Below are 16,941 nucleotides of genomic sequence, written 5' to 3' on the forward strand. Positions count from 1 at the left end.
CTGTGGATCAGCCCTTCAACGAATCGACTTCGCCGACATTGATCGTGCGGCGGGTACGGAACAGGGTCACCAGGATCGCCAGGCCGATGGCGGCTTCCGCGGCGGCGACGGTCAGGATGAAGAACACGAACAGCTGGCCGGACGGATCGCCCAGCTGGCGCGAGAAGCCGACGAAGTTGATGTTCACCGACAGCAGCATCAGTTCGATCGACATCAGCAGGACGATGACGTTCTTCCGGTTGAGGAAGATGCCGGCCAGGCTGATGGCGAACAGCACCGCGCCAAGCGCAAGGATGTGGCCAAGGGTAATCACGGCTGGGTCTCCTCGCCGGTGGCCGGCTTGCTGTTGCTGTGCACGACCGGTGCTTCGGCACCCATCTTGACCATGCGCAGGCGCTGGCCGGCCTTGACCATGGTCTGCTCGCCCGGGTTCTGGCTCTTGACGCCGGTACGGCGGCGCAGGGTCAACATCACGGCGGCAACCACGGCCACGGTCAGGATGACGGCGGCGAACTCGAACGGCAGCAGGTACTCGGTGAACAGCGTGCGTGCCAGCCAGGTGATGTTGGAACTGTCGGCGGCGACCGCAGCGGCGTTGTCGGCCGGGAACGGCGTGACCGAGCGTGCCTTGACGCCGATCAGGATCAGCATCTGCGCCAGCATCGCCACCGCCACAATGAGGCCGACCGGCAGGTAGCGCACCCAGCCCTCACGCAGCTTGGTGGGGTCGATGTCCAGCATCATCACCACGAACAGGAACAGCACCATCACCGCGCCAACGTAGACCAGCACCAGCGCCACGCCGAGGAACTCGGCGCCCACCAGCAGCCACACGCAGGCAATGGAGAAGAAGGTCAGCACCAGGCAGAGCACGGCGTGAACCGGGTTGCGCACGCTGATCACCGCACCGGCCGAAACCGTTGCCGCGATGGCGAACACCCAGAAAGCGATATTTACCCAATCCATCTCTCGACCTCAGCGGTAAGCGGCATCGGCGGCACGACGCTCGGCGATCTCGGACTCGAGACGGTCGCCAAGGGCCAGCAGCTGCGGCTTGGTAACGATGTTTTCCCCACGGTTCTCGAAGTGGTACTCGAGGATGTGGGTTTCGACGATCGAGTCCACCGGGCAGCTTTCTTCGCAGAAGCCGCAGAAGATGCACTTGAACAGGTCGATGTCGTAGCGGGTGGTGCGGCGGGTGCCGTCCTCGCGCTTGGCCGAGTCGATGGTGATGGCCAGCGCCGGGCACACCGCTTCACACAGCTTGCAGGCAATGCAGCGCTCTTCGCCGTTGGGATAACGGCGCAGGGCGTGCAGGCCACGGAAGCGCGGCGACTGCGGGAACTTCTCCATCGGGTACATCATCGTGTACTTCGGCTTGAAGCTGTACTTCAGCGTCAGCCAGAGGCCGGCCAGCAGTTCGAGCAGCAGCAGGCTCTTGAAGTAATGGGTAATCCTGTTCATCACTTAGACGCCCTTTTGAATCACGCCGAAGAACACCATGACGGCGGTAACCGCGATCCACAGAATGGCCAGCGGGATGAAGACCTTCCAGCCCAGGCGCATGATCTGGTCATAGCGGAAGCGCGGGAAGCTGGCACGGAACCAGATGTAGGCACTGGCGAAGAAGAACACCTTGACGAACAACCACGGTGCACCGCCCTTCCAGATCCAGTCGACCAGCGGCGAGACATTGCCGAAATCGACCCAGCCCTGGACCGGGCTCAGCCAGCCGCCGAGGAAGAAGATCGAGATCAGGAAGCTGATCAGGATCATGTTCGCGTATTCGGCCAGGAAGAACAGGGCGAAGGCGCCGCCGGAGTACTCGACCATGTGGCCGGCAACGATTTCCGACTCGCCTTCCACCACGTCGAACGGCGCGCGGTTGGTTTCAGCCACGCCCGACACCCAGTAGATGACGAACAGCGGGAACAGCGGCAGCAGGAACCAGTCGAAGAAACCGGAGCTGCCGGCCTGCGCAGCGACGATGTTGCTCAGGTTCAGGCTGCCGGCGGCGATCATCACACCGACCAGGGCGAAGCCCATGGCGATTTCGTAGCTGATCATCTGCGCCGAGGCGCGCATGGCACCCAGGAACGCGTACTTCGAGTTCGATGCCCAACCGGCCAGGATGATGCCGTAGATGCCCAGCGAGGTCATCGCCAGCAGGTACAGCAGGCCGGCGTTGGCATTGGACAGCACGATCTGCGAATCGAAGGGCACCACCGACCAGGCCGCGAAGGCCGGGGCCAGGGTGATCAGCGGGGCCAGCAGATAGATCGCCTTGTTGGCGCTGCTCGGCTGGACCACTTCCTTGAACAGCAGCTTGAAGACGTCGGCGAAGGCCTGGAAGATGCCCATGCCCACGTACATCGGGCCGTGGCGGACGTGCATCCAGCCGATCAGCTTGCGTTCCCAGACCACGTAGAAGGCCACCGAGATGATCACCGGCACGGCGATCACCAGGATCTTCAGGATGATCCAGATCAGCGCGCCGATGTCACCGAGGCCCAGCAGCCACTGGTGCAGCGGGTCGACCGCGTTCAACAGCAATTCGTTCATGCAGCCACCACCGATACGCGAGCGGCACCCAGCGGCGCGGTCGCGCCGTGGCCCGATTCAATCCAGACCGAACCCGCAGCGACGCGGGCGTCGACCACCACCGGCAGGGTGGCCTTGCCGGCGTCGGTGCCGACCTTGGCCATCTGCCCTTCCTGCAGCTGCAGGCGAGCGGCATCTTCTGCGTTCAGCACGATGCGCGGGGCGTTGTTGAGCGGATGCGACTGCAGTGCCGGCGCGCGACGGACCACCGCATCGGTGCGGTAGATCGCGGCGGTCGAAGCCACTTCCAGGCCTTCACCGGCAACTGCCGGCTGCGCCGAAGCAGCGACGGTGACCGACACCGGGGCCAGGCTGGCACGCAGGCCGGCCAGGTCGGTGAAGTCGAAACCGGCCAGGGCCATGTCGCCGCCCAGTGCGCGCAGCACGCGCCAGCCTTCGCGGGCCTCGCCCGGCAGCTTGCCGCCGGCACGGGCCGACTGCTCGCGACCATCGAGGTTGGTCAGGGTGGCATCGATTTCCGGCAGCGCACCGATCGGCAGGATCACGTCGGCAACGTCGCGGGTCGAGGCGCAGGCAAACTGGCTGAAGGCCACCACCTGGGCACCGGCCAGCGCCTTGCGGGCGGCCGGGGCGTCGGCGAAGTCCAGGCCCGGCTCAAGGCCGTACACCACGTAGGCCTGGCGCGGCTGCGCCAGCATCGCGGCGACGTCCTTGCCAGCCGGCAGCACGCCGGCGCGGGTCAGGCCAACGGCGTTGGCGCCCTGCGGGATGCGGCACAGCTTGGCACCGGTAGCGGCAGCGAAGTCACGCGCGGCAGCGCGGATCGCGGCAGCCTGCGGGTGGTTCTCGGCGATGCCACCAACGATCAGCACGGTGTTGTTGCCGCCCTGCACTGCCGAACGCAGCTCGGCGTTGGCCAGCGCGTCGACGAACTTCGACGGGGCAACGATCTGCTTGCCGGCGACACTGAAGGCGAAGTCGAAGTCCACCGGATTGACGACGTGGATCTTCGCGCCCTTGATGGTCTGCGCCTTGCGCAGGCGAGCGTGCAGCAGCGGCAGTTCGTGGCGGATGTTGCTGCCCAGGACCACGATGCGGTCGGCGCCCTCGATCTCGGCCAGCGGCAGGCCGAACACTTCGGCGGTTGCGGCGTCGGAGAAATCGCGGTTGTTGATGCGGTGGTCGATGTTGCCCGAGCCCAGGCCCTTTGCCAGGCGGGCCAGCAGTGCGCCTTCCTCGTTCGAGGTCGACGGGTGCACCAGCAAGCCCAGGTTGTCGCCCTGGTTGGCCTTGAGGATTTCGGCGGCCGCGGCCAGGCCTTCGGCCCAGCTCACTTCCCTCCACTCGCCGTTGACCTTGCGCAGCGGCTTGACCGCACGGTCTTCGCTGTACAGGCCCTGGTGCGAGTAGCGGTCACGGTCGGACAGCCAGCACTCGTTCACGGCTTCGTTGTCGCGCGGCACGGTGCGCAGCACTTCGCCGCGACGCACGTGCAGGAACAGGTTCGAACCCATCGCGTCGTGATAGCCCAGCGACTCGCGCGCGGTCAGTTCCCACGGGCGGGCGCGGAACTGGAACACCTTGTTGGTCAGCGCGCCGACCGGGCAGACGTCGACGACGTTGCCGGACAGCTCGGTGGTCAGCGGCTTGCCGTCGAAGGTACCGATCTGCAGGTTCTCACCGCGGTACATGCCACCCAGTTCGTAGGTACCGGCAACGTCGGCGGTGAAGCGGACGCAGCGGGTGCACTGGATGCAGCGGGTCATCTCGGTGGCAACCAGCGGACCCATGTCCTCGTCAGGCACCACGCGCTTGCGCTCGTTGAAGCGGCTGACCGAACGGCCATAGCCCAGCGACACGTCCTGCAGCTCGCACTCGCCGCCCTGATCACAGATCGGGCAGTCCAGCGGGTGGTTGATGAGCAGGAACTCCATCACCGAGCGCTGGAACTTCAGCGCCTTTTCGCTGCGGGTGGCGACCTTCATGCCGTCCATCACCGGGGTGGCACAGGCCGGCGCCGGCTTCGGCGACTTCTCCACGTCCACCAGGCACATGCGGCAGTTGGCGGCGATCGGCAGCTTCTCGTGATAGCAGAAGCGCGGAATCGGAATGCCGGCCTTGTCGGCCGCCTGGATGATCATCGAGCCCTTGGGCACGACCAGCGACTTGCCATCGATCTCGATGGTGACGTGATCGGGTGGGACGCTCGGATTTACGGGTTGCGCGCTCATGCAGCGGCTGCCTCCACCTTCTTGCCGTCAACCATCGAATGACCGTTGACGATGTAGTACTCGAACTCGTCCCAGAACTGGCGCAGGAAGCCCTGGATGGGCCATGCAGCCGCTTCGCCGAACGCACAGATGGTGTGGCCTTCGATCTGCCCGGCCACTGCCTTCAGCTGGTGCAGGTCTTCCATCGTGGCCTTGCCGGCGACGATGCGCTCCAGCACGCGGTGCATCCAGCCGGTGCCTTCACGGCACGGGGTGCACTGGCCGCAGGATTCCTTGTGGAAGAACTGGCTGATGCGGCAGGCGAACTTGACGCAGCAGACGCTGTCGTCGAGCACGACGATCGCACCCGAGCCCAGGCCGGAGCCCAGCGCACGGATGGTGTCGTAGTCCATCGGCAGGCCCTTCAGCTCGGCCGCGGTCAGCACCGGCATCGACACGCCGCCCGGGATCGCGCCCTTGAGCTTGCGGCCCGGACGCAGGCCACCGGCCATTTCCAGCAGGTCGTCGAAGGTGGTGCCCAGCGGCACTTCGAAGTTGCCGCCGTTCTGCACGCAGCCGGACACCGAGAAGCACTTCGGGCCACCGTTGGCGGTCAGGCTCAGGCCCTTGAACCACTCCGGGCCGTTGCGGATGATCGCCGGCACCGAACCGTAGGTTTCGGTGTTGTTGATCGTCGACGGCTTGCCGTACAGGCCGAAGTTGGCCGGGAACGGCGGCTTGTAGCGCGGCTGGCCCTTCTTGCCTTCCAGCGATTCCATCAGCGCGGTTTCTTCGCCGCAGATGTACGCGCCGGCGCCCAGCGCGCCGTAGATGTCGATGTCCACGCCGCTGCCGAGGATGTTCTTGCCCAGCCAGCCGTTCGCATAGGCGTCGGCCAGGGCCTGCTCGAAGTGCTCGAACGGCTCGTGGTGGAATTCACCGCGCAGGTAGTTGTAGCCCACGGTCGAACCGGTGGCGTAGCAGGCGATCGCCATGCCTTCCACGACCGAATGCGGGTTGTAGCGCAGGATGTCGCGATCCTTGCAGGTGCCCGGCTCGGATTCGTCCGAGTTGCAGAGGATGTACTTCTGCATGTTGCCCTTGGGCATGAACGACCACTTCAGGCCGGTCGGGAAGCCGGCGCCACCGCGGCCGCGCAGGCCCGAGGCCTTGACCATCTCGATGACCTGCTCCGGCGGGATCTTCTCTTCGAGGATCTTGCGCAGGGCAGCGTAGCCACCGGTCTTCAGGTAGCTTTCGTACGACCACGGGGTGTCGTAATGCAGGGTGGTATAGACCACCTGGTGCGGCAGCGGCGCGGGGCCGACCGGACCCTTGGATTCGTGGTGATGTGCCATGCCCTTACTCCAGCCCGTCCAGCAGCTCGTCGACCTTTTCCAGGGTCAGACGCTCATGGTAGTGACCGTTGATGACCATCATCGGCGCGCCACCGCAGCCGGCCAGGCACTCTTCCTCGCGCTTGAGGTAGACGCGGCCGTCAGGGGTCGATTCACCGTGCTTGATGCCCAGCTTCTTCTCGCAATGGCGCACGATGTCCTCGGCGCCATTGAGCCAGCAGCTGATGTTGGTGCAGATGGCCACGTTGTTGCGGCCCACCTTCTCGGTCTCGAACATCGAGTAGAAGCTGGCGACCTCGTAGGCCCACACCGGTGGCAGGTCCAGGTACTTGGCCACGCCGGCGATCAGTTCGTCGGTCAGCCAGCCCTGGTTCTGCTCCTGGGCCGCATGCAGGCCCTGCAGCACGGCAGAGCGCTTGCGGTCCGGCGGGAACTTGGACAGCCAGTGATCGATGTGAGCGCGGGTCTTGTCGCTCAGCACCACCATCGGGTCGACGTCGCGCGCCGCCTCGAAATTACCTGTCGCCTTCATCGGCCGACCTCAGCGAAATGCATAACGTGAAATTCCAGAAACTGCGGCGCCGGCTTGCGCCGGCTGCCTGCAGCGGGCGTTGGCGTGGCGGACGGCATTACCGGTCAACCTCGCCGAACACCAGGTCGTAGGTGCCGATCATCGCCACCACGTCAGCCAGCATGTGGCCGCGCACGACCGAATCGATCGAGGACAGGTGGGCGAAGCCCGGCGCACGCAGGTGCACGCGGAACGGCTTGTTGGCGCCATCGGAGACCAGGTAGCAGCCGAATTCGCCCTTCGGGGCTTCCACCGCCGAGTAGGTCTCGCCGGCCGGCACGCAGTAGCCTTCGCTGAACAGCTTGAAGTGGTGGATCAGCGCTTCCATGTCGTCCTTCATGTCCTCGCGCCTGGGCGGAGCGACCTTGAAGTTCTTCACCATCACCGGGCCCGGGTTGGCCTTCAGCCACGCCACGCACTGCTTGATGATGCGGTTGGATTCGCGCATTTCGGCAACGCGGACCAGATAGCGGTCGTAGCAGTCGCCTTCCTTGCCCAGCGGGATGTCGAAATCGACGGCATCGTACTTGGCGTACGGACGCTTCTTGCGCAGGTCCCAGGCAATGCCCGAACCGCGCAGCATCACGCCGGTCATGCCCCACTGGTGGGCCAGTTCGGGAGTGACCACGCCGATGCCGACGGTACGCTGCTTCCAGATGCGGTTGTCGGTCAGCAGGGTTTCGTATTCGTCGATGCGCTTGGGGAACTCGACGGTGAAGTTCTCCAGGAAGTCCAGCAGCGAACCCTCGCGCGAAGCATTGAGCTGCTTCAGCGCCTTGCCCTTGTGCCAGCGCGATTCCTTGTACTTCGGCATGTGGTCCGGCAGGTCGCGGTAGACACCGCCCGGACGGTAGTACGCCGCGTGCATGCGCGCGCCGGAAACCGCTTCGTAGCAGTCCATCAGCTCTTCGCGTTCGCGGAAGGCGTACAGCATCACCGCCATCGCGCCCAGGTCGAGCGCGTTGGAGCCCAGCCACATCAGGTGGTTGAGGATGCGGGTGATTTCATCGTACATGGTGCGGATGTACTGGGCACGCTCCGGCGCCTCGATGCCCATCAGGGTCTCGATCGCGCGTACGTAGGCGTGCTCGTTGCACATCATCGACACGTAGTCCAGTCGATCCATGTAGCCGATCGACTGGTTGAACGGCTTGGACTCGGCCAGCTTTTCGGTACCACGGTGCAGCAGACCCACGTGCGGGTCGGCGCGCATGATGGTTTCACCGTCCATTTCCAGGATCAGGCGCAGCACACCGTGAGCGGCCGGATGCTGCGGGCCGAAGTTCATGGTGTAGTTGCGGATTTCCTGCCGGCTCTCGGCGGCGTTGCTGGCGAATGCTTCGCCGGCCTGGTGTACGTGGCTCACTTCACTGCCTCCTGCGCGCGCTCACCTTCTGCGGTCTGCAGACGGGCGTCGTCGCGGATCACGCGCGGCACGCCGACACGCGGCTCCACCGAGGTGACCGGTTCGTAGATCACGCGCTTCTTCTCTTCGTCGTAGCGGACTTCGACATTGCCGATCAGCGGGAAGTCCTTGCGGAACGGATGGCCGACGAAACCGTAGTCGGTCAGGATCCGGCGCAGGTCCGGGTGGCCTTCGAAGATCACGCCGTACAGGTCGAACGCCTCGCGCTCGAACCAGTTCAGGCCCGGCCAGATACTGGTCAGCGAGGACACCACCGGCAGCGCTTCGTCAGGAGCGAAGCAGCGCAGGTGCATCATCAGGTTGTGCTGGTAGGAACGCAGCTGCGCGACCACGGCGAAGCGCTGGGTCGGCATGTGCTGCGGGCGGGCACCGTCGGCACCGTTTTCCTCGGTGGGGAACTCGCCCCACGCGAAGCGGCCCTGGGCCTTGCCTTCGACGCCTCGGCTGAAGCCCTGCGAGGACACATCGGCGGTGTCCCATTCGTCGGAGCCATAACCGAGGTAGTCGACGCCGCACAGATCCACGGCCTGCTCGAAACCAAACTCGTCACGCAGCGCCAGGGCGGTGGCGTGCCACTCGGCGGCAGGCACTTCCAGCGTCACTTCGCCGCGGGGTTCGACCACGATGACCTTCGCACCAGCGAAACGTGCGGAGAGTCGGTCGATGAAGGATGCTTGCTCTGCCATGGGGGCTTGGCGCGCTCTAGTCAGGTGAAGGGGTCAGCGGGCGATGGTCTGTGTACGCCAGATCTTCTTCTGCAGCTGCAGGATCCCGTACACCAGCGCCTCGGCGGTCGGCGGGCAGCCCGGGACGTAGACGTCCACCGGCACCACGCGATCACAGCCGCGCACCACAGAATAGGAGTAGTGGTAGTAGCCGCCACCGTTGGCGCAGCTACCCATCGAGATGACCCACTTCGGGTCCGGCATCTGGTCGTAGACCTTGCGCAGCGCCGGGGCCATCTTGTTGACCAGGGTACCGGCCACGATCATCACGTCGGACTGACGCGGCGACGGGCGGAACACCACGCCGTAGCGATCCAGGTCCAGGCGCGCGGCGCCGGCGTGCATCATCTCGACGGCGCAGCAGGCCAGGCCGAAGGTCATCGGCCACATCGAGCCGGTGCGCGCCCAGTTCAGCAGTGCGTCGACGCTGGTGGTGACGAAGCCCTTTTCCAGCAGCGGGTTGTCGCCTTCCGGCCGCAGGATGTCATCAACCCGGCCTTCCGGCGACGGATTGTTCATGAGGCCATCGAGAGTCTGAATCACTCCCATTCCAGCGCTCCCTTCTTCCAGACGTAAATGAAACCGAGGAACAGCATGCCGACGAACAGGCCCATGGTGACCAGCGAACGGGCGCCCAGTTCCATGAAGACCTGGGTCCACGGCACGATGAAGATGATTTCCAGGTCGAAGACGATGAACTGGATCGCGATCAGGTAGTAGCGCACGTCGAACTTCATGCGCGCGTCTTCGAAGGCTTCGAAGCCGCACTCATACGGCGACAGCTTTTCCAGATCGGGGCGGCGGGGACCGAGGAATCGACCAACCAGCATCAGCGTAACGCCGATACCGGTGGCAACGATCAGAAACAGCAGAGACGGCAAATATTCGGCCAGCACAGCGATTCTCTCTTGCCTCTGCCGCTGCGCCTGCAGGCGCTTTGGCATGGGGGAGTGGACGGGAACCTGCCTGGCGCCTTGCGCGCCAGACGAACCCGCTTTACTTACAAATGGTGCCCAAGAGGGGACTCGAACCCCTACGACTTGCGTCGCTACCACCTCAAGGTAGTGCGTCTACCAATTCCGCCACCTGGGCAAACGATCACATCAGACTATCTTTCCGATGCGCCGCGTATTGTAACCGGCTTCAGTCTTTCTGGGAGCCTTCCGAAGGCTTTTCTTCACCAGAAACCGAAGATTCCGCCTGAGCCGGCACATTGGCGGCCGGAACCGGGGCTGCCGGGACCGCATCGGCCTTCGGGACGGCCGGCAGCTCGCCCGCCGGCGCCGCCGGAGCGGTCGCTGCCGGGGCGGACATCAGACCCAGATCCTGGTCGGCCGCCGGACGGGTGCCGTGACCGGCATACCAGGCCATGAAGAGGCTGATGCCAAAGAACACGACAGCCAGCCACTTGGTCGACTTGGACAGGAAGTTCGAGGCGCCACGCGCACCGAACACCGTGCCCGAGGCACCGGCACCAAAGCCCGAACCTGCCGCCGCACCCGAGCCACGCTGCATCAGGATCAGCGCGATCATGGCCACAGCGACCAGCACGTAGACGACATTGAGGATCAACATCAGCATTGGAAACCGCCCTCGGACAATACTTCTAGGATTAGTTCGCGGCCGCCGCCCGTGCGATGGCCAGGAAGTCCGCGGCCACCAGGGAGGCGCCGCCGACCAGCCCACCATCGACATCCGGCTGCGCGAACAGTTCCCCGGCATTGTCGGGCTTCACGCTACCGCCGTAAACAATGGGCAGTGAATCGGCGATTCTAGCATCGATACGCGCGACTTCGCCACGGATGAACGCGTGCACCTGCTGCGCCTGCTCCTTGCTGGCGGTACGGCCGGTGCCGATGGCCCAGACCGGCTCGTAGGCGACCACGGCGCTGGCGAAACCGGCCGCACCGGCCAGTTCCAGTACCGGCGCCAGCTGGCTGGCGATGACCGTTTCGGTCTGCCCGGCCTCCCGCTGTTCCAGGGTCTCGCCCACGCACAGCACCGGGACCAGGCCAGCATGCTGGGCGGCGGCGAACTTGCGCGCGACCAGCTCGCTGCTTTCATGGTGGTACTGGCGGCGTTCGGAGTGGCCGACCAGGCCATAGCGGGCCCCGACCTCGACCAGCATGGCTGCGCAGACCTCGCCGGTGTAGGCGCCCTTCTCGTTGCTGCTGACGTCCTGTGCACCAAAGGCCAGGCCGGTCGCGCCGAAGTCCTCGACCAGCTCGCCCAGGTACGGCAGCGGCGGCAGGATCACCACGTCCACGCCCTCCAGCGGCAGCCCGGCGGCCACCTGCTCCAGCAGTTCATTGGCGAATTGACGGCTGCCGTGCAGCTTCCAGTTTCCGGCGACGATCTTGCGGCGCATGAGCGGGTGGCTCCTGTGTGAAGTCAGCCGGTCATGATACCCGCTACGGCAAAAATCCGTTTCCGTGTAAGCGGTTACATGGATTTTCAGCCAACGGCGCAGCCCCTCGTGGCGGGGGTCGGGTTGGTCGCGGAGAGCCCGGCTGGATCTGGGGCTTGGCCGCGGCATGGATGCCGCGAACACCCCCGTCATCCCCGCCCGCCCGGCCTCTGACACATTCCGACGGTTCCGCCCGCCACGGAAAGAAAAAAGAAGAGCAAGAGCAAAAGCGGCATTCCGGGTGCCCTGCCCCACTTCGATCTGACAGATCTCATCCACGCATGGCGTGGATCTACCGTGTCGACCAAGGTCGACACCTACCGAGAATCGGGATTTACCCACCGTCACCGGGAAACTGTCGGGGGTGGGGCGGTGTGGGTTGGCAGGACCGTTGGCGCCATGGATGGCGCCATCGAGCCCCCATGGACGGGTTCACGGCGTGTCCTGCCAACCCACGCCGCCCCGCTCAACCGGCACGAATCCAGAGCCGCTTTGGCTTTGGGCTTGCTGGCCAGCGGCCGGCACTACCGCGGGCGCAGGGTGCGACCCTGCAAAAAACAAGGCCGCCTTTCGGCGGCCTCACTTCTCTTTACTTCAGCTTGATCTCGCGCAGGCGCTCCTCGAGGAAGCCGTGGGCGGTGATCGGCTCCGGGTACCGGCTCGGGTTCTCCGGGGTGATGCACGAGGGCAGCACGTCGATCAGGAAGTCCGGGTTCGGGTGCAGGAAGAACGGCACCGAGTAGCGCGGCTGGCGCGCCAGCTCGCCCGGAGGATTGACCACGCGGTGGATGGTCGACGGATACACATGGTTGGTCAGGCGCTGCAGCATGTCGCCGATGTTGACCACGATGGTGTCCGCGTCCGAGGTGAACGGCACCCACTCGCCGTCGTGCGACTGCACTTCCAGGCCCGCGGCACTGGCACCCACCAGCAAGGTGATGAAGTTGATGTCGCCATGAGCACCGGCACGAACGTTCGGGATGTCGTCGGTGGTGATCGGCGGGTAGTGGATCGGGCGCAGGATCGAATTGCCGAAGTTGGTCTTGTCGGCGAAGAAATTCTCCGGCAGGCCGATGTGCAGGGCGAGCGCCGACAGCACGCGCGACCCCAGGTTGTCCAGCGCCTGGTACAGGCCGTACCCCCGCTCGCGGAAGCCCTCTACTTCGGTCGGCCACAGGTTCGGCGCCATCACGTCACGGTACTTGGAGTCGTCGGCGATCTCGCGGCCGATGTGCCAGAACTCCTTCAGGTCGAAGTGCTTGGAGCCCTTGGCGGTCTCCACGCCGAAGGGGGTATAGCCGCGGGCCCCGCCGCTGCCAGGCACGTGGTACTTGCGCTTGACCTCTTCCGGCAGGGCGAAGAAGGCCTTGAAGGCATCGTAGGCCGCGTCGATGTCGGCCTGCGGGATGCCGTGGTTGCGGATGCCCGCGAATCCCCATTGGCGATAGGCCGCGCCCAGCTCGGCCACGAAGGCCTCGCGGTCGCTGTCGAAACGGGTGATGTCGAGGGTGGGGATCTGGCTCACAGCGGTTCCTGGCTTGTCATTGGGTCTGGGGGGCCAGCGCATTCATGGCCCGCCTGAACATTGTGACAGATCGCCCGGGGGACGCCACTCGATACGAAGAAACAAACCGATACAATGCGCGACCCGCGCGCGGATTAACGCTTCCGTCACGTGGGGCCCGACCTTTTCCCCGCTCCCTGAATCCGCTTCGCCATGTCTGCAGCCGCCCCTGCCGCACTCGCCCTTGAAGGCTTCACCCGGCGTTGGCGCCGGCTGGCCTGGTGGTCGCTGTTCGTCGCCGGCAATGCGGTCCTGGCTGCGGCGATCGCACTGGGCAACGTGCCGCTGCGGGACAATCCAGGCGGCAGCGCGGGCCTGGCCTACCTCGCGATCGCCCTGCCCGGCCACCTGCTCGCGTTCGGCGCGCTGGCCGGCCTGCTGCCGTTGCTGCTGGGGCTGTGGCCACGCACTGCCCGTACGCTGAGCATCAGCGCCGTTCTCCTGCAGGGCCTGTGGCTGTGCCTGCTGCTGGTCGACGCCAAGGTGTTCACCCTGTACCGCTTCCACCTCAACGCCATGGTCGTGAACATGGTGTTCGGCGGCGCCCTGCAGGACCAGGTCGCCCTGTCCTGGAAGACCTGGCTGCAGGTCGCGCTGCTGGTCGCCGCGGTCTTCGCCGCCGAAGGCCTGCTGGCCTGGGCGTGCTGGAAGCTGCTGCCGGCAGTGCCGCGCCGGCGACGGGTGCTGCAGGCGTGGGCAGCGGTCGCGCTTCTGATGGCCGGCGGCCAGGTGGCCACCGCCTACTACGACGCCCGCGGCGACCGCGATGTGATCGCGCAGTGGAACTACCTGCCGTGGGCGCAACCGATCACCGCCAAGAGCTTCATGCGGCGCCTGGGCGTGGTCAGCCAGCAGCAGGCCGGCCTGCCCGACCCGCGCCATGCGCAGCTGCAGTACCCACTGCACCCGCTGCGGTGCCAGAACCCGCATCGTCCCAATGTGCTGATGGTGGTGCTGGAATCGCTGCGCCAGGACGTGCTGACACCGCAGCTGATGCCCAACACGTCGGCGCTGGCGCAGGACGCGCGCGTGTTCGACCAGCACTTCAGCACCGGCAATGCCACCCGCTACGGCCTGTTCGGGCTGCTGTACGGCCTGCCCGGTGGTTACTGGCCAAGCATGCTCGACGAGCAGCGCGGCTCGCAGCTGTTCCAGGTGCTGGGCCAGCAGGGCTACGACCTGCACCTGTACGGCAGTGCGCCGTTGTACAGCCCGGAATTCGATCGCACGGCATTCGCCGATGTGCGCGACCAGCTGCACCAGGGGCCATCGGCACTGAAGTCCGACGGCCGCGACCGCGCGATCATCAGTGCACTGCAGCAGGACATCCGCGCCAGCCAGGCGGCGCAGCGCCCGTGGTTTGGCTTCGTGTTCCTCGACTCCACCCACGCGCCGTACCACATGCCCGATGGTTACCCGCCCGTGGCGACGCCGATGGCTGCGGACATCGACTTCCTCAAATTCGGCCCGGAGCATGACCCGACGCCGGAACTCAACCGCTACCGCACCGCCGTGCACTACGCAGACAGCCTGATCGGCTCGCTGCTGGACGACCTGCGCGCACAGGGCCTGGCCGAGGACACCATCGTGCTGGTCACCGGCGACCATGCCGAAGAGTTCAACGACCTCAAGCTGAACTATTGGGGCCACAACGGCAACTTCTCCGACTACCAGCTGCAGGTCCCGTTCGTGCTGCATTGGCCAGGCAGGGCCGCTGGCCGCGACGCCCGCACCAGCTCGCACGAAGACTGGGTACCGACACTGATGCGCCATGCGCTGGGCTGCGAGAACGCGCTGAGCGATTACAGCACCGGCCAGGACCTGCTGGCCGAACCGCAGGGCCCGCGTGCCCTGGTGGTCGAAAGCTGGTCGCAGCGCGCGATACGCCATGGCGACGCGATCTACGTGTTCGACAAGTTCGGCAACGCCACAGCGCTGGACCGGCACTACCTCCCGCTGCCCCAGCAGGCCCCTGATGCGGCTGCCGTACGCACTGCATGGGAAGCGTTGACCCGCTTCCGCAATCGTTGACCTTCAAGGATCGATCCCGCATGAACCGTCCGCTGCGCATCCTGCACACCGAAGCCGCCAAGGGAATGGGCGGACAGGAGATCTACATCTTCCGCCACATGCAGGTGATGCGCGCGCGTGGCCATGAGGTGGCGCTGCTGTGCCAGCCCGAAGCGCGCCTGGCCAAGCTGGCACGCGACGACGGTTTCACCGTGTACACCCTGCGCATGGGGGGCCTGCTGCGCCTGCTGCGCGGCATCTGGTCGGTCTCGCGCCTGGTGCGTCGCGAGCGCTACGACGTGGTCAACACCACCAGCCGCCGTGACGCGCTGATCGCCGCCGCCGGTGCACGCCTGGGCGGCACACCGCTGGTAATACGCTCGCGCCACCTGATGAGCCCGGTCAACTCGCTGCTGACCTATACCGGCCTGCCGCACCGGGTGATGACCGTCAGCAGCTTCGTCAAGCAGCTGCTGACCGAGCGCGGCATTCCGGCCGAGCACATCGGTATCGTGCCGCCAATTGCAGTCCCGCCGCGCTGGAGCGAGATCCGCAAGGCCGATCCCTGGCAATGCCTGCAGGAGGTGCGCGCGGAGGTGCGCGCCGAGCTCGGTTTCAGCGAGCAGGACATCGTGGTCGGTTGCGTGGCGGTGCTGCGCGGACCCAAGGGGCATGCCGACCTCCTGCAGGCGATGGTGCCGCTGTGCAGGACGCATCCGAACCTGCACCTGGTGGTGATCGGCGATGGCCAGCCGGTCATGGATCGGCTGCAGGCGCTGCGCGACGAGCATGGGCTGCAGCAACAGGTCCACCTGCTCGGCTATCGTGACGGCGCGTGCCGGCTGATGGCCGGCTTCGACATCTTCGCGCTGGCTTCGCACAAGGAAGCGGCCGGTACCGTGTTGCTGGAGGCTGCCTATGTCGGGGTACCGATCGTGGCCACGCGCGTAGGTGGCGTGCCGGAGATGGTGGTCGATGGCAGCAATGCGATCCTCACCCGATTGGGCGACAATGCAGCCCTGACAGGCGCACTGCGCCTGCTGGTGGAAGATCCGGAACGGCGGCGGCAGATGGGCCGCGCCGGGTGGGACTGGATGCACAGCGCGCACCGGTTCACCCCCGATGGCCACGGTGAGACCACCGAACACTACTACCGCCAGTGGCTGAAGGAGCTGGGACATGGCTGATGCCCGAACCGTACCGGTGCTCATGCACCACCACGTCAGTCCGTCGCCGGGCATGATCACCGTGTCACCGGAGAATTTCGAAAGCCAGATCGCCTGGTTGGCCGGCAACGGCTGGACTTCGCTGACACTGGACCAGTACGCCGGCTTCCTGGCCGGCAAGCCGGTGCCGCGCAAGTCGATCGTGATCACCTTCGACGATGGCTACCTGGACAACTGGGTGTATGCGCACCCGATCCTGCAGAAGTACGGCATGCACGCAGTGGTGTTCGTGGTCACCGGCTGGATGGGTGAAGGCCCGGAGCGGCCCCATGCGGGGCTTGCCGGAGCAGTGCTGCCTGCCACGCCGGACCACCGCGGTTGCGAAGCGGCCATCTACGAGCAGAACCGCAGCGACGACGTGATGATGCGCTGGAGCGAAGCGCGCGCGGCCATCGCCGCCGGCACCTTCGAAGTGCATTGCCACACCCATACCCACACCCGCTGGCTGCGCCGCGACGACCTGGACCGCGCACAGCGCCGTGCGGGCCTGAGCCACGACCTGGCAGTCTCGCGCGAAGTCCTGCGGGACAAGCTCGGCGAGGTGTCCGATACGCTGTGCTGGCCTTACGGCGATTTCGACCAGGACCACATCGAGGTGGCACGCGAGCACGGCTTCCGCTACCTGCACACCACCCACCCGTTCGGCCGTAATGTGGTCGGCGGCGATCCGGAACGCATCTACCGCTTCGCGATCCGCAACCGCCCGGCGAGCTGGTTGCGCAAGCGCATCGCCCAGAGCTACACCCCCCTGATCGCGCCGCTGTTCAATGGCTTCAAGGCGCGGCAGAAGAAGATGGTGCCGGGGCCGTGAGCCTCGCGCAGCCTTGCCGCCCGAACGAAAAAACGCCCCGGCATTGCGGGGCGTTTCTGTTTGGGCAAATG

The 16,941-nt window shown here is 65.7% G+C and carries 17 protein-coding genes and 1 tRNA gene; 3 read left to right on the forward strand and 15 right to left on the reverse strand.

The window, feature by feature from the left end; translation table 11 throughout:
- Window positions 1-7 precede the first annotated feature (7 nt).
- From nuoK to ACSDHM_RS12815, 15 genes are all read right to left on the reverse strand, one after another.
- Window positions 8-313: an NADH-quinone oxidoreductase subunit NuoK gene (gene nuoK, locus ACSDHM_RS12745; protein WP_005417921.1), complete on the reverse strand. Its 306-nt coding sequence runs from the start codon at window positions 311-313 to the stop codon at window positions 8-10.
- Window positions 310-966: an NADH-quinone oxidoreductase subunit J gene (locus ACSDHM_RS12750; protein WP_005417923.1), complete on the reverse strand. Its 657-nt coding sequence runs from the start codon at window positions 964-966 to the stop codon at window positions 310-312. Before ACSDHM_RS12750 ends, nuoK begins: the two co-directional genes overlap by 4 nt.
- A 9-nt stretch (window positions 967-975) precedes the next feature.
- Window positions 976-1,464, reverse strand: coding sequence for an NADH-quinone oxidoreductase subunit NuoI (gene nuoI, locus ACSDHM_RS12755; RefSeq protein ID WP_005417924.1), 489 nt, complete (start codon window positions 1,462-1,464; stop codon window positions 976-978).
- A gap of 3 nt (window positions 1,465-1,467) precedes the next feature.
- Window positions 1,468-2,562 (reverse strand): NADH-quinone oxidoreductase subunit NuoH, encoded by a 1,095-nt coding sequence (gene nuoH, locus ACSDHM_RS12760; protein ID WP_072168488.1) that lies wholly within the window; start codon window positions 2,560-2,562, stop codon window positions 1,468-1,470.
- Window positions 2,559-4,793: an NADH-quinone oxidoreductase subunit NuoG gene (nuoG, locus tag ACSDHM_RS12765; protein WP_439426312.1), complete on the reverse strand. Its 2,235-nt coding sequence runs from the start codon at window positions 4,791-4,793 to the stop codon at window positions 2,559-2,561. Before nuoG ends, nuoH begins: the two co-directional genes overlap by 4 nt.
- Entirely contained in the window at window positions 4,790-6,130 is a 1,341-nt protein-coding gene (gene nuoF, locus ACSDHM_RS12770; RefSeq protein WP_005417934.1) for an NADH-quinone oxidoreductase subunit NuoF, read from the reverse strand. Before nuoF ends, nuoG begins: the two co-directional genes overlap by 4 nt.
- A gap of 4 nt (window positions 6,131-6,134) precedes the next feature.
- The gene (nuoE, locus tag ACSDHM_RS12775; protein ID WP_005410460.1) at window positions 6,135-6,662 is read right to left on the reverse strand and encodes an NADH-quinone oxidoreductase subunit NuoE; all 528 of its coding nucleotides are present in this window, start codon (window positions 6,660-6,662) and stop codon (window positions 6,135-6,137) included.
- 97 nt (window positions 6,663-6,759) lie between these two features.
- Window positions 6,760-8,067 (reverse strand): NADH-quinone oxidoreductase subunit D, encoded by a 1,308-nt coding sequence (locus ACSDHM_RS12780; protein WP_005417935.1) that lies wholly within the window; start codon window positions 8,065-8,067, stop codon window positions 6,760-6,762.
- The gene (locus ACSDHM_RS12785) at window positions 8,064-8,813 is read right to left on the reverse strand and encodes an NADH-quinone oxidoreductase subunit C (RefSeq protein ID WP_010486428.1); all 750 of its coding nucleotides are present in this window, start codon (window positions 8,811-8,813) and stop codon (window positions 8,064-8,066) included. Before ACSDHM_RS12785 ends, ACSDHM_RS12780 begins: the two co-directional genes overlap by 4 nt.
- Before the next feature lie 33 nt (window positions 8,814-8,846).
- A complete protein-coding gene (locus ACSDHM_RS12790) occupies window positions 8,847-9,401 on the reverse strand; it encodes a NuoB/complex I 20 kDa subunit family protein (protein WP_005417936.1) in 555 nt (184 codons plus the stop codon).
- Window positions 9,392-9,748 (reverse strand): NADH-quinone oxidoreductase subunit A, encoded by a 357-nt coding sequence (locus ACSDHM_RS12795; protein WP_005417937.1) that lies wholly within the window; start codon window positions 9,746-9,748, stop codon window positions 9,392-9,394. Before ACSDHM_RS12795 ends, ACSDHM_RS12790 begins: the two co-directional genes overlap by 10 nt.
- Window positions 9,749-9,859: 111 nt before the next feature.
- Window positions 9,860-9,944: transfer RNA gene (locus ACSDHM_RS12800), tRNA-Leu, on the reverse strand.
- A 51-nt stretch (window positions 9,945-9,995) separates the two neighbouring features.
- Window positions 9,996-10,433 carry a preprotein translocase subunit SecG gene (gene secG, locus ACSDHM_RS12805; RefSeq protein ID WP_049415231.1) on the reverse strand — a complete coding sequence of 146 codons (438 nt, stop codon included), beginning with the start codon at window positions 10,431-10,433 and terminating at the stop codon, window positions 9,996-9,998.
- A 31-nt stretch (window positions 10,434-10,464) separates the two neighbouring features.
- Window positions 10,465-11,220, reverse strand: a complete 756-nt coding sequence (tpiA, locus tag ACSDHM_RS12810; RefSeq protein WP_072168490.1) for a triose-phosphate isomerase — start codon at window positions 11,218-11,220, stop codon at window positions 10,465-10,467.
- A gap of 628 nt (window positions 11,221-11,848) precedes the next feature.
- Window positions 11,849-12,826, reverse strand: a complete 978-nt coding sequence (locus ACSDHM_RS12815) for an isopenicillin N synthase family dioxygenase (protein ID WP_049414703.1) — start codon at window positions 12,824-12,826, stop codon at window positions 11,849-11,851.
- Window positions 12,827-12,976: 150 nt separating this feature from the next.
- On the opposite strand from ACSDHM_RS12815, the gene ACSDHM_RS12820 reads away from it, so the two are divergent.
- From ACSDHM_RS12820 to ACSDHM_RS12830, 3 genes are read left to right on the forward strand one after another with little or no spacing between them, the layout of a single operon-like run.
- On the forward strand, window positions 12,977-14,854 hold the full coding sequence (locus tag ACSDHM_RS12820; protein WP_072168492.1) for a DUF3413 domain-containing protein: 1,878 nt from the start codon (window positions 12,977-12,979) through the stop codon (window positions 14,852-14,854).
- Window positions 14,855-14,874: 20 nt separating this feature from the next.
- Complete coding sequence (locus ACSDHM_RS12825) at window positions 14,875-16,020, forward strand: glycosyltransferase family 4 protein (RefSeq protein WP_227836936.1); 1,146 nt, start codon at window positions 14,875-14,877, stop codon at window positions 16,018-16,020.
- Window positions 16,013-16,870, forward strand: coding sequence for a polysaccharide deacetylase family protein (locus ACSDHM_RS12830; RefSeq protein ID WP_061480014.1), 858 nt, complete (start codon window positions 16,013-16,015; stop codon window positions 16,868-16,870). Before ACSDHM_RS12825 ends, ACSDHM_RS12830 begins: the two co-directional genes overlap by 8 nt.
- Window positions 16,871-16,941 lie beyond the last annotated feature (71 nt).

Source organism: Stenotrophomonas sp. T8 (assembly GCF_051853085.1).
Classification (GTDB): Bacteria; Pseudomonadota; Gammaproteobacteria; order Xanthomonadales; family Xanthomonadaceae; genus Stenotrophomonas; species Stenotrophomonas sepilia.

Excerpts from the sequence above, each read along its gene's own strand:
- ACSDHM_RS12785 (WP_010486428.1), bottom strand. The coding sequence starts at position 8,813 with ATGGCAGAGCAAGCATCCTTCATCGACCGACTCTCCGCACGTTTCGCT.
- ACSDHM_RS12790 (WP_005417936.1), bottom strand. The coding sequence starts at position 9,401 with ATGGGAGTGATTCAGACTCTCGATGGCCTCATGAACAATCCGTCGCCG.
- ACSDHM_RS12815 (WP_049414703.1), bottom strand. The coding sequence starts at position 12,826 with ATGCGCTGGCCCCCCAGACCCAATGACAAGCCAGGAACCGCTGTGAGC.
- nuoF (WP_005417934.1), bottom strand. The coding sequence starts at position 6,130 with ATGGCACATCACCACGAATCCAAGGGTCCGGTCGGCCCCGCGCCGCTG.
- ACSDHM_RS12820 (WP_072168492.1), top strand. The coding sequence starts at position 12,977 with ATGTCTGCAGCCGCCCCTGCCGCACTCGCCCTTGAAGGCTTCACCCGG.
- tpiA (WP_072168490.1), bottom strand. The coding sequence starts at position 11,220 with ATGCGCCGCAAGATCGTCGCCGGAAACTGGAAGCTGCACGGCAGCCGT.
- ACSDHM_RS12825 (WP_227836936.1), top strand. The coding sequence starts at position 14,875 with ATGAACCGTCCGCTGCGCATCCTGCACACCGAAGCCGCCAAGGGAATG.
- nuoI (WP_005417924.1), bottom strand. The coding sequence starts at position 1,464 with ATGAACAGGATTACCCATTACTTCAAGAGCCTGCTGCTGCTCGAACTG.
- ACSDHM_RS12830 (WP_061480014.1), top strand. The coding sequence starts at position 16,013 with ATGGCTGATGCCCGAACCGTACCGGTGCTCATGCACCACCACGTCAGT.
- nuoE (WP_005410460.1), bottom strand. The coding sequence starts at position 6,662 with ATGAAGGCGACAGGTAATTTCGAGGCGGCGCGCGACGTCGACCCGATG.
- ACSDHM_RS12750 (WP_005417923.1), bottom strand. The coding sequence starts at position 966 with ATGGATTGGGTAAATATCGCTTTCTGGGTGTTCGCCATCGCGGCAACG.
- nuoH (WP_072168488.1), bottom strand. The coding sequence starts at position 2,562 with ATGAACGAATTGCTGTTGAACGCGGTCGACCCGCTGCACCAGTGGCTG.
- secG (WP_049415231.1), bottom strand. The coding sequence starts at position 10,433 with ATGCTGATGTTGATCCTCAATGTCGTCTACGTGCTGGTCGCTGTGGCC.
- nuoG (WP_439426312.1), bottom strand. The coding sequence starts at position 4,793 with ATGAGCGCGCAACCCGTAAATCCGAGCGTCCCACCCGATCACGTCACC.